This window comes from Dialister invisus DSM 15470, from assembly GCF_000160055.1.
Lineage (GTDB): Bacteria > Bacillota > Negativicutes > Veillonellales > Dialisteraceae > Dialister > Dialister invisus.
Genome location: NZ_GG698602.1, coordinates 815,112 through 827,500, shown reverse-complemented (window position 1 = coordinate 827,500; position 12,389 = coordinate 815,112). Strand labels below are relative to the sequence as shown.

Annotated in this window: 6 protein-coding genes, 2 rRNA genes and 1 other annotated feature (1 of these 9 only partly in view); all 8 genes read left to right on the top strand. The window is 49.7% G+C overall.

The genetic code is table 11. The features are described from left to right. Nucleotides 1-2,495, top strand: a 23S ribosomal RNA gene (locus GCWU000321_RS04010) (it extends 432 nt beyond the left edge of the window). Nucleotides 2,496-2,565: 70 nt separating this feature from the next. Beyond that, nucleotides 2,566-2,681 (top strand): 5S ribosomal RNA (rrf, locus tag GCWU000321_RS04005). Nucleotides 2,682-3,642: 961 nt separating this feature from the next. Beyond that, a complete protein-coding gene (locus GCWU000321_RS04000) occupies nucleotides 3,643-4,872 on the top strand; it encodes an S-layer homology domain-containing protein (protein WP_007069815.1) in 1,230 nt (409 codons plus the stop codon). A gap of 818 nt (nucleotides 4,873-5,690) precedes the next feature. Then, on the top strand, nucleotides 5,691-6,920 hold the full coding sequence (locus GCWU000321_RS03995; protein ID WP_007069813.1) for an S-layer homology domain-containing protein: 1,230 nt from the start codon (nucleotides 5,691-5,693) through the stop codon (nucleotides 6,918-6,920). Between the two features lie 644 nt (nucleotides 6,921-7,564). After that, entirely contained in the window at nucleotides 7,565-9,073 is a 1,509-nt protein-coding gene (locus GCWU000321_RS03990; RefSeq protein ID WP_007069812.1) for an IMP dehydrogenase, read from the top strand. 290 nt (nucleotides 9,074-9,363) lie between these two features. Continuing rightward, nucleotides 9,364-9,563: a binding site (T-box leader), on the top strand. A 216-nt stretch (nucleotides 9,564-9,779) separates the two neighbouring features. Further along, nucleotides 9,780-10,661, top strand: coding sequence for a branched-chain amino acid ABC transporter permease (locus GCWU000321_RS03980; protein WP_040381256.1), 882 nt, complete (start codon nucleotides 9,780-9,782; stop codon nucleotides 10,659-10,661). Then, entirely contained in the window at nucleotides 10,661-11,623 is a 963-nt protein-coding gene (locus GCWU000321_RS03975; protein WP_007069808.1) for a branched-chain amino acid ABC transporter permease, read from the top strand. Before GCWU000321_RS03980 ends, GCWU000321_RS03975 begins: the two co-directional genes overlap by 1 nt. Then, nucleotides 11,623-12,387 carry an ABC transporter ATP-binding protein gene (locus tag GCWU000321_RS03970; RefSeq protein ID WP_007069807.1) on the top strand — a complete coding sequence of 255 codons (765 nt, stop codon included), beginning with the start codon at nucleotides 11,623-11,625 and terminating at the stop codon, nucleotides 12,385-12,387. Before GCWU000321_RS03975 ends, GCWU000321_RS03970 begins: the two co-directional genes overlap by 1 nt. Nucleotides 12,388-12,389 lie beyond the last annotated feature (2 nt).

Here is a 12,389-nt window from a genome sequence, read left to right as displayed (position 1 = left end):
AGCAGGGGGGACCACCCTCCAAGGCAAAACACAGATATCGACCGATAGCGCATAGTACCATGAGGGAAAGGTGAAAAGCACCCCGGGAGGGGAATGAAAGAGAACCTGAAACCGTATGTTTACAAGCAGTCGGAGACCGCTTAATAATAAGGTCGACGGCGTGCCTATTGAAGAATGAACCGGCGAGTTACGAAGCCTGGCAAGGTTAAGCAGGAAATGCGGAGCCGAAGCGAAAGCGAGTCTTAAGAGGGCGCAAGTCAGGAAGCGTAGACCCGAAACCACAGTGATCTACCCATGTCCAGGTTGAAACACAGGTAAAAATGTGTGGAGGACCGAACCTATATCCGTTGAAAAGGGTTAGGATGAGGTGTGGGTAGGGGTGAAATTCCAATCGAACGTGGAGATAGCTGGTTCTCCCCGAAATAGCTTTAGGGCTAGCCTCAGGGAAAAGATTGCAGGCGGTAGAGCACTGATCAGGAGAGGGACCTACCCGGTTACCAAACCCAGTCAAACTCCGAATGGCTGCAATCATACCTGGGAGTCAGACTGCGACTAATAAGGGCCGCAGTCAAAAGGGAAACAGCCCAGACCATCAGCTAAGGTCCCCAATGCCGTGCTAAGTGGCGAAGGATGTGGCATTTCATAAACAACCAGGATGTTGGCTCAGAAGCAGCCACCATTTAAAGAGTGCGTAATAGCTCACTGGTCGAGAGACGCTGCGCCGAAAATGTCCGGGGCTCAAGCACGGAACCGAAGCTATGGCATGATAGCAATATCATGGGTAGGGGAGCGTTCTTATAAGGAAGAAGCATGACTGGAAGGACATGTGGACGAATAAGAAGTGAGAATGCCGGTATGAGTATCGAAAAGAAAGGTGAGAATCCTTTCCACCGAAAGCCCGAGGGTTCCTGAGCAACGATCGTCGACTCAGGGTAAGTCGGGACCTAAGCCGAGGCGAGAAGCGTAGGCGATGGACAACAGGTTGAAATTCCTGTACCGGATCAAGTCGATTGAGCGAAGGAGCGACGCAGGAGGGCACATGATCGCGCGGCTGGAAGAGCGCGTCCAAGTGCGTATGTTGCTGCAGAGGAAAACCCCTGTAGCTAAAAGCAGAGACATGATGGGGAGTTAAAGGAAACTTTGACGAACTCATGGATCCCACACTGCCAAGAAAAACTTCTAGCGAGACAAGATCCGCCCGTACCGTAAACCGACACAGGTAGGCGGGGAGAGAATCCTAAGGTGCGCGGGAAAACCCTCGTTAAGGAACTCGGCAAATTGCATCCGTAACCTAGGGAGAAGGATGGCCCCCGGTCAGTGAAGAGCAGAAACGCTCAGAGCTAAAAGGGGCGGCAGAAAAGAGGCCCAAGCAACTGTTTACCAAAAACACAGGTGCCTGCGAAAGCGAAAGCTGAAGTATAGGTGCTGACGCCTGCCCGGTGCCGGAAGGTTAAGGAGAGAAGTTAGCGAAAGCGAAGCATCGAACTGAAGCCCCGGTGAACGGCGGCCGTAACTATAACGGTCCTAAGGTAGCGAAATTCCTTGTCGGGTAAGTTCCGACCCGCATGAAAGGCGTAATGATTTGGGCACTGTCTCAACGAGGGGCCCGGTGAAATTGAAATACCTGTGAAGATGCAGGTTACCCGCGACTGGACAGAAAGACCCCATGGAGCTTCACTGCAGCTTGAGATTGAATCCCGGTGACAGATGCACAGGATAGGTGGGAGGCGCCGAAGCATTGCCCTAGGGCGGTGCGGAGCCGATGTTGGGATACCACCCTTCTGTTGCTGAGATTCTAACGCGAGGAGTAACGACCCTGCGGACCCTCTCAGGCAGGCGGTTTGACTGGGGCGGTCGCCTCCGAAAGAGTAACGGAGGCGCCCAAAGGTTCCCTCAGGCCGGACAGAAACCGGCCGAAGAGTGCAAAGGCAGAAGGGAGCTTGACTGCGAGACCAACAAGTCGAGCAGAGACGAAAGTCGGGCTTAGTGATCCGGTGGTACTGAGTGGAAAGGCCATCGCTCAACGGATAAAAGCTACCCTGGGGATAACAGGCTAATCTCTCCCAAGAGTTCATATCGACGGGGAGGTTTGGCACCTCGATGTCGGCTCATCACATCCTGGGGCTGGAGTAGGTCCCAAGGGTTGGGCTGTTCGCCCATTAAAGTGGTACGCGAGCTGGGTTCAAAACGTCGTGAGACAGTTTGGTTCATATCCATCGCGGGCGCAAGAAGTTTGAGAGGAGCTGCTCCTAGTACGAGAGGACCGGAGTGGACGGATCAACGGTGTCCCAGTTGTCACGCCAGTGGCACGGCTGGAAAGCCGCATCCGGGAAGGATAAACGCTGAAAGCATCTAAGCGTGAAGCCAACCTCAAGATGAGACTTCTCATCAGCAATGAGTAAGACCCCTTACAGACGATGAGGTAGATAGGTTATGAGTGGAAGAGCCGCAAGGCTTGGAGCGACATAAAACTAATAGGTCGAGGTCTTAACTTAGGAACACCGAGACAAGCGAATAACTTCAGGACTTCTTCTATATGGTTTTGAGAGAACAGACTCTCAGAGAAACAGTGGCGACAGCTGTGAGGATCACCCGTATCCATGCCGAACACGGAAGTTAAGCTCACAAACGCCGAAAGTACTTGGCCGGAAGCGGCCCGGGAGGATAGGAAGCTGCTGATAAAGGGAAAGGACTTGCAGAGATGTGAGTCCTTTTTACATGCATAAACTTGAAAGGGAGTAGGATAAAGGTGTCCGGAAGAATCCGTGGGAGATGTCATCCGGGTAATAGATTCTTCACTCCGTGTCACATTGCCGCTTCCCTGCTTTCTCATACGGCATTCTTGCCGCTGTTCAGAATGACGATTGAAGGAGAGAGTGTCATAATGCAGGAAATGTTAATCGTCATCCTGAACGAATGTGAAGGGTCTATACCCGTGGTGAGGAGAGCCGTAAGATTCTCATTCAGAGTATGCCGTATACCCCTTCCGAAGCATATGATCAAGCGATTTGCTTGACTTACTTAATAATACGAGCGCAAGCGAAGGATCTGCTGCTGTAGTGAGGAAGACGGCAAGGTGTCATCCGAGTAACAGATTCTTCACTCCGTGTCATATTTCCGCTTTCCTGCTTTCTTACAAAGCATTCTTGTCTCCGTTCAGAATGACCGCGGCATGGAAGTCATCATAATGAGGGGGGACGGTAATCGTCATCCGGTGCGCCAGCGAAGAATCTGCTGCTGTGGTGAGGAAAGCGGTAAGGTGTCATCAGGGTAATATTCTTCATTCCATGCCACTGTTCCGTTTCCTGTTTTTCTCACGCGGAATTCTTACCCCCGTTCAGAGCAGGAGCGAAGGAGGCTTTCTGATTACCTTTTGCTTCATAAGGTATTTAATACAAAAAGGAATTTGAAGTCAAAGATAAAAAAGAAATTCATTTTCGTAAGTCAAAGAAATTCTGAAATTAAGAAAATAATTTGAAAAAAATTAGAACGTATGATAAAATAGTGCGGAGCATAAGCGCGGTCCTTTCGGTTGTGCTTGCAGGAATAGGAGAAGAAACAGAGGAAACACGGTAACTCGAGTTGTATTCTCTCTTCCTGAAAATATAGAGGACATATTATTTTTTCGGAAGGAGCAAGAATATGAAAAAAATTCTCGCAATCGCAGCAGCTGCTGCACTCACCGCAGGCGTATCCGCATACGCTGCAAATCCGTTCTCTGATGTATCCCCTGATGACTGGGCTTATCAGGCAGTGTCCGATCTCTCCGATCAGGGCGTTGTAGAAGGCTATCCGGACGGTACATTCAAAGGCGAAAGAAACATGACCCGTTATGAATTGGCGCAGGTGATCGCCCGTCTGATGGCCCGTGAAGACCAGCTGAATGCAGAACAGAAAGCAACCCTGGATAAACTGGCAGGGGAATATGCTGACGAACTGGCTAACCTCGGTGTCCGCGTAAGCAATCTGGAAAAGAAAGTCGGCAACATTTCCTGGTTCGGTGATGCCCGCATGCGCTGGAAAGAAAAAGGATACAATACAGACGGCTCCAGAAAAGCTGATGGATGGGATGGCCGTATGCGTATCAATGCCAAGGCGCAGGTGAATGACAGCACCTATGTACGCGGCCGTTTCACCAGCAGCATGGACTTCAAAGACAGCGCGGACGCGAATACAAAGATGGATGTGCTTTTTGTTCATCATCAGTTCGGCGATAAAGTCGGCATGAACCTGGGCCGCAACTTCCTTACCCTTGGTCAGACCGGTATGTATTATGATGATTTCTTTGACGGCGCGCAGCTTTTCATTGGCGACAGCAAACTGACTCTGGAAGCAGGTTATGGCCGCATGAATACATGGATTAATGATTACGGACAGAAAAAAGATGATACCGTTTATGCCCGTCTCTACGGACAGACCGGCCGTATCGGCTATGACGCGGAATACATTAAGACTGTCGGTGCAGCTGATGCTGATAAAAAATCTATCTGGGGCGCTGGCCTGACTGTGGGTGTAACCGATGCTGTTGACGTGTTTGGTGATTTTTACAAGAATACGGAACCCGAAGGTGATCCGCAGATGTGGACAGCAGGCCTCGGTTTCGGGCACTATAACCTGAAAAAACCGGGTACCTTCAGAGTATCTGCCCAGTATGTGAGGAATGAAGCCGGAGCTTATTTTGGCGGCAGCACTTACACCGCATTCCCGGCCAGCTCACTTCTTAAAGTGGACAGCAAGTTCTGGCTGGCCAATGCTGATGTCGTTCTGGCAAAGAATATCCGCCTCCACGGTGAATATGCATTCAATGTGAAGACAGATAACAGCGTAGATTATGATGATCTCGCTACCGTATCTTTGAACTACAACTTCTAATACCTGGTGTTCAAGGGATAAAGGCAATGAAAAAGACCTCGAGAGGGGTCTTTTTTGTATGTGTTTGATTAGCTGCTGGTTGATAGCTGTTAGCTGTGAGCTGTCAGCTGCAAGCTAAATATTCTTTTATGGTTTGAGTCATTACGGCAAGCAAGTATCCTCAATCGCACTGCGTGCGCCAGCGAGCTCCTTTCGGCGGCCGAATCCATGATTCCTGTATAAGACGGTAAAACGTCATCCTGAACGACAGTGAAGGATCTATCACCGTGGTGAGGAAAGCAGTAAGGGGCCATTCAGCGCGTCCGTGAAGGATCTGTACCCGTGATGAGGGAAATATAAGACCTTATGGAGGCAACGGATTCATCACTCTATGCCGGTTCAGGGTGACGATTAAGGTGCTATAAAGGAAAAGGGCCTCGTGTAAAAGAAAAAAACTATAACCGACTTGCGTTCGAAAAAAGGGAGGAAGATGAAAAAACAGTGAGAAATATACCATGAGAAGAAAGAGCTGTAATTATACGATAGAATCTGCTTATACAAAAGTTGGTGTCCTTTGTGATTAAAATAATAAAAGAGAATACTTAATTTATTCTAATGGAAATAGAGAAAATAAATTAAGGTAGATTTTTTCGAAGAGTTTCAGAGTTCTTGCAAAAAAAATTCTGATGTGTTAAATTGCAGGTAAGCAGCAGGGGCATGTCCCGCTATGCTGCTTATGGGGTAATGAAGAAACGCAGAGGAAACACGGTCACTCGTGCAAGATTCTTCCGGAACTCCATTCCAAAGGGACAATTTATTTTTCGGAAGGAGCAAAAATAATGAAAAAGATTCTCGCAATCGCAGCAGCAGCTGCACTCACCGCAGGCGTATCCGCATACGCTGCAAATCCGTTCTCTGATGTATCCCCTGACGACTGGGCTTATCAGGCAGTGTCCGATCTCTCCGATCAGGGCGTTGTAGAAGGCTATCCGGACGGTACATTCAAAGGCGAAAGAAACATGACCCGTTATGAACTGGCGCAGGTTATCGCCCGTCTGATGGCTCGTGAAGACCAGCTGAATGCTGAACAGAAAGCAACCCTGGATAAACTGGCAGGGGAATACGCTGATGAACTGGCTAACCTCGGCGTCCGCGTAAGCAACCTGGAAAAGAAAGTCGGCAACATTTCCTGGTCTGGCGACGCTCGTATGCGTTATCAGGACAAATCCAATGATACCGATAACTGGGACGGCCGTATGCGTATCGTAGCAAAGGCGGCTGTTAACGACAGCACCTACGCACAGGCTCGTTTCGTAAGCGAAATGAACTTCAAAGACAGCAAAGATGCAAATACCTATGCTGATCAGCTGTTTGTAAACCATGGCTTCGGTGATTTTGCTGTAAGACTCGGTCGTCAGCCGGTTACTTTCGGCAACCAGGGCGGCTGGCTTTATGGATCTGCTAAAGGCTATGACGGCGCACAGCTTTCCTATAAAGGCGATAGATTCGGCGCAACCGTAGGCTATGGACAGTTCAATGCTTCTGATTATGGAACAGATATTACTGAAGCGGATATGTTCTTTGCGAAGGCTAATACCGAGTTGGGACCGGTAGCTCTCGACCTGAACTATATAAAACCGACCGGTGAAGATAATGGTGAGCTGTTTGGCGCAGGTGTGGCTTTCAATATAAACGATTTCCGTGTGTTCGGTGAATACTGGAAGAATACGGAAGCTGATGATTATGATACCGCATGGAACGCAGGCATCGGCTATGGCAAACTGGATTTGAAAAAACCGGGTTCTTTCGCTCTGAGCTTGGCTTACAACGATGTAGATGCCGGAGTATACTTCGGTGGCACCGGTCTTCAGACAGATGTTCTGAGCCAGCTGACTAATAAAGCAACCTATGGTGATGCGGACAATGTAACATTCTGGAACGCTATGGCTGATGTCACTCTCCAGAAGAACGTTTATCTCCACGCTGAATATGCATTCGATGTAGATACAAAAGAATCTGAAACCGATGCAAAGGATGCATGGAACGTTTCCCTGAACTACAAGTTCTAATACTTGGAGATACCAGAGACAGAACCAATGAAAAAGACCTCGAAAGGGGTCTTTTTTGTATGTGTCTGATTAGCTGTTAGCTGATAGCCGTTAGCTGATAGACGTTAGCTGTGAGCTGTCAGCTGCAAGCTAAATATTCTTTTATGATTTGAGTCATTACAACAAGTGAGTATCCTCAGTCGCATTATGTGCGCCAGCTCCTTATGGATAAGGAGCCCCGCTGCATTCCATTTTCCTTTTTAAAGTATTTAATGCGAACCAGTGTTTAGGAAAGAGTTCCAACGGTAAGAATAGGGATTGGGTAAGCCTCCTTGTTTATAAGGAGGTGGCCGGCGAAGCCGGACGGAGGATACTGGCTTGGGGGAGTGACACGAAAGGTTGGAATGGATGTGTGTACTTGTTCATAAGAAGGCAAGTGAACCATTTTTAAAGGAACGGAGTGACGCGTAAAAATGAGTGAAACAACTTGCTCCTGCGGCTATGGATGCCTGTGCGGGGACAGTTTTCAGATAACGAATCAGCGGTGCGTAATAAAATAAGCAGAAGGAGATTAAAATTATGTTTCCCCCTTTATTTACCCCGCTTTTTTGGCTATAATAGTAAAAATCTATAACTGCTTTTATATTTCTTTGCCGAAGGAGGACATGATGGCAACTTATATCAATGAACCGTCACATACTTTTAATGAATATCTTCTGATTCCCGGATATTCTTCATGTGAATGTATTCCGGCGAATGTTTCTCTTAAGACGCCGCTGGTGAAGTTCAAAAAAGGAGAGGAGCCCGCTATTGAGCTGGCGATTCCCATGGTGTCCGCCATCATGCAGGCGGTTTCCGGTGAAAGGCTGGCGGTAGAATTGGCGCGTAACGGCGGTGTTTCTTTTATTTACGGTTCGCAGACGCCGGAGGACGAAGCGGCGATGGTGGCTCGTGTGAAGGCGAAGAAAGCGGGGTTCGTATTCAGCGATTCCAATCTGGCTCCTGTGAATACGCTGGCGGATATCCTTGCGCTGAAGGCAAAAACGGGGCATTCTACCGTGGCGATTACAGAGGACGGTACACCGAACGGGAAATTGGTGGGGATCGTATCGAGCCGTGATTACCGTGTGAGCCGTATGGACCGCAGCGAGAAGATTGCCGATTTTATGACGCCTCTTGAAAAGCTGGTCACTGCCAGGTTCGGCATCACACTTTCCGAAGCCAATGATATTATCTGGGATAATAAGATCAATTCCCTTCCTGTTCTGTATGAAGATGGACGCCTTTACGGTTTCGTTTTCCGTAAGGACTACGATTCTCATCGTGAGAATCCGGATGAAATGCTGGATGCGGAGAAGCGTTTTGTCGTGGGCGCCGGTATCAATTCCCGCGACTATGAGCAGCGTGTGCCGCTCCTTGTCAATGCGGGGGCGGATGTGCTCTGTATTGATTCTTCGGAAGGGTTTTCTGAATGGCAGAAGATGACCATTCAATGGATCCGCGAAAAGTACGGCGACAGTGTGAAGGTCGGCGCAGGCAATGTGGTGGATCGCGAAGGATTCCTGTTCCTTGCGGAGGCGGGCGCCGATTTCGTAAAGGTCGGCATCGGCGGCGGTTCCATCTGCATCACTCGTGAAACAAAGGGGATTGGCCGCGGGCAGGCGACGTCTTTGATCGAAGTCTGCCAGGCAAGGGATGAATACTATGAACGGACGGGCGTGTATGTGCCGGTCTGCTCTGACGGCGGCATTGTCTATGATCATCACATCACGCTGGCGCTGGCGATGGGTGCCGATTTTGTCATGCTGGGACGTTATTTTGCCCGTTTCGACGAGTCTCCCACGCAGAAGCGTACAGTGGGCGGTACTGTGGTGAAGGAATACTGGGGGGAAGGTTCAAACCGTGCGCGTAACTGGGCCAGATATGATTTGGGCGGAGATAAGAAGCTCCAGTTTGAGGAAGGCGTGGATTCTTATGTTCCTTATGCAGGACCGCTCAAGGAGAATGTGGCTAAAACCTGCAGCAAGGTGAGGGCTACGATGTGCAACTGCGGCGCGCTCACGATTGCCGAGCTCCAGAAGAAAGCGAAGCTTACGCTGGTTTCCGCGACTTCCATCGTGGAGGGCGGCGCCCATGATGTCATCCGCAAGGAAAAGGAAAGCGATAACGGTTAAGAGCTATTTTGGAACCATACTGTTTTGTGATGCAAAATGATGAAATAGAAAGTTCTGTGCTTAACATTCAATCAGTAAAAGATGTTTTAATATTTCCCTTGACAGTGGAAATATTTCAGCATATAATTGACATCACAAACAAAAACCAAGGACTGTGAACGGGAAACGTATCTGACAGGTTCGTCATAGAGAGTCGGGAGTGGTGGGAACCGATACGAAAGCAGATGCCTGCTCGCCCGGGAGTTCCGAGGATGAATGAAGTAATCATCGGCGTTACCCGCGTTAAGGGGATACAGGCAATGATCGGGACAGGGAATATGGCGGTCCATGGTATAGAGAGCCGGCGGAGGGTGCAAGCCGGTACATTCCGTTATTTTTTATCACCTGAGAGCTCCGTTTTTGAAATAAGTAAAAAATGGCGTTTATCCACGTTACGGAGGAAGGATTAAGAGTATAATGTAGGGTGGTACCGCGACTGTTCGCCCCTATCTTCAGCAATGAAGGTGGGGGCTTTTCTGTTATCGGGAAGTTCTGCCTCTTTTTCCTTAGAGTGACAAATACAGGGTGGTACCGCGGAGATTTCCGCCCCTGCTGCATCGGTGTCCTGCCGTGCGGCAGGGGCGGTTTTTAGTCCTTTTATGGTTTTTGCAAAGTTTTGCCTGAAGTTTGGGCAAAGAAATATTTCTCAAGAAGGGGGAAAGTTATCGTGTTTTTTCAACAGCTTGTCAACGGTTTAACGCTGGGAAGCGCTTATGCGGTTATTGCTATCGGATATACTCTGGTCTTCGGAGTATTGAATATCGTGAATATGGCGCATGGCGGAATTTTCATGATAGGCGCTTATATCGGCCTGCTTCTGGTAACGGAAGCGGGAATGAATATTTTCCCTGCATTGGCCGGCGCCATGATCGGGGGCGCGGTTCTGGGGTACGGGCTGGAGCTGCTGGCGCTTCGTCCGCTTCGTAAGCATAAGGCGACGCATCTGGCGCCGCTTATCAGTACGATCGGCGTATCCACATTTCTTGAAAGTGTGGCGCTTATGGTCTGGGGGCCGCAGACCCGTTCGTTCCCGTCTGCGTTCGGCAATGAACTGATGGATATGGGAGTCTTTAAAATTTCCGGTATCCAGATTATCAGCTTGGGGACGGCAGTGGTGCTCATGGTTCTTCTCACAGTCATGCTGAACCGGACGAAGGTGGGCAAGGCGATCCGGGCGACTTCGGAAAATGCGGAGACGGCCGGTCTTCTTGGAATCAATACGGGCCGTATCATTACGTTGACGGTGATGCTGGCTTCTGCCCTCGGTGCAGCGGCAGGCGTACTGATCGGACTTTCTTTCAATGCGATTGAACCGACGATGGGGACATCAATGGGGCTGAAAGGGCTGGCGGTGCTCATCATGGGCGGTCTCGGCAATGTGGAAGGCGCCATGGCAGGCGGTTTCATTCTCGGCATCGCCGAAGTATTCAGCGTGGCTTACGGTACTTCTTCTTATCGTGACGCGGTGGCCTTCGGCCTTATCATTTTGATCCTGTTCATTCGTCCGGAAGGACTTTTTGCGAAAGCGGGGAAGGGAGGAAGGCCGTAATGGAAGATTTGCTGAATGGATATTTTCTGCAGGTTCTCACCTTTGTCTGCATCAATATTATTCTTGCCATGACGATTTACATGACGCTCTGCACGGGCATCCTTTCTTTGGGGAATGCCGGGCTGATGAGTTTCGGTGCGTATACGTCCGCCATTCTGACAGCGCAGTACCACGTACCTATGCCCGTAGGGATTTTCCTTGGCGGTGTCATGGCGGTTCTTGTGGCTCTGGTTATCGGACTGCCGACGATCCGTCTCCGGGGGCTGTATCTGGCGATTGCCACGCTGGGGTTCGGTGAAGTGGTCCGAGTCATCGCCTTGAATCTGGAAATTACTCACGGCGCACTCGGCTATTCGGGGATTCCTTCCATGGGAAGTGTACTTTCCGATTATGCAAGCGACTGGGGGCTCCTGGATGCTTTGGAAATAGATTCACAGACGGGCGGACAGCTTCTTGTGTGTCTGGTGCTGCTGGTTTTGACGGTGCTGATTATTTCCTTCTGGTACCGGCTGGAACATTCCCGCATCGGCCGTGCCATGGCAGCCGTGAAGGCCGATGAGTACGCTGCTTCTCTGTCGGGAATCAATGTAGTGTATTACAAAATGATGGGATTTCTCTTCAGCGCATTTTTTGCGGGAGTAGCGGGCGCTTTGTACGCTCATGTCACATTCTTTATCAGTCCGACGGATTTCTCGTGGCATCGTGTAGTGGATATGCTTCTCTACACAGTTTTCGGCGGCAGCAATGTCATGTGGGGGCCTGTCCTCGGCGCGGCAGTGCTTACTATCGTTCCCGAATCGCTCCGTTCCCTGGCGGAATACAGGGATATCATCTACGGCGTGATGCTTGTGGCACTCATGGCTTTCCGTCCGGACGGTATTCTTTCTTATGACGCGGTGAAGTGGATCGGTTCGCTTTTCGGCAAAAAGAAGGCCGTTTCCGTGGAAGGAGGAGAAAAGTGATGCTTCTTGAAATGCAGAATGTGGTGAAGCGTTTTGGCGGTCTTACGGCGGTATCGAATATGTCCTTCCATGTGGAGAAAGGGGAAATATTCGGTGTCATCGGGCCAAACGGCGCCGGTAAAACAACGATTTTCAACCTGCTCACAGGCGTGTATCCGGTTTCTGAAGGGAATATCCTTTTTGACGGACAGTCGATCAGCGGGAAGAAACCCTATCAGATTATCAATGGGGGTATCGCCCGTACGTTCCAGAATATCCGCCTTTTCACGGGGATGACAGCATTGGAGAATATCCTTGTCGGACAGCATGACCATTTAAAAGCAGGATTCCTTGCCAGTATCCTCCACACAGGTGCACAGAAGAAAGAAGAAAAAGAAGCGCGGAAGGAAGCGATGGAACTGCTCCGCTTTGTGGGGCTGGAACAGGATGCGGACCGCCCTGCCACGGAACTGCCCTACGGCAAGCAGAGAAAGCTGGAAATCGCGCGTGCTCTTGCCGTCCATCCGAAACTTATCCTCCTGGATGAACCGGCAGCAGGCATGAATGACAGCGAAACAGCAGCTCTTACGGAACTCATCCGTGGAATTCGTGAAACCTATAAAACGACCATTATTTTGATTGAGCATGATATGCACCTTGTGATGACTCTCTGTGACCGCCTGATTGTCGTCAACTTCGGCGAAAAACTGGCAGAAGGCGTTCCCGAAGAAGTACAGAATAATCCTGCCGTTATTGAGGCTTATCTCGGAAAGGAGGACGAATGATG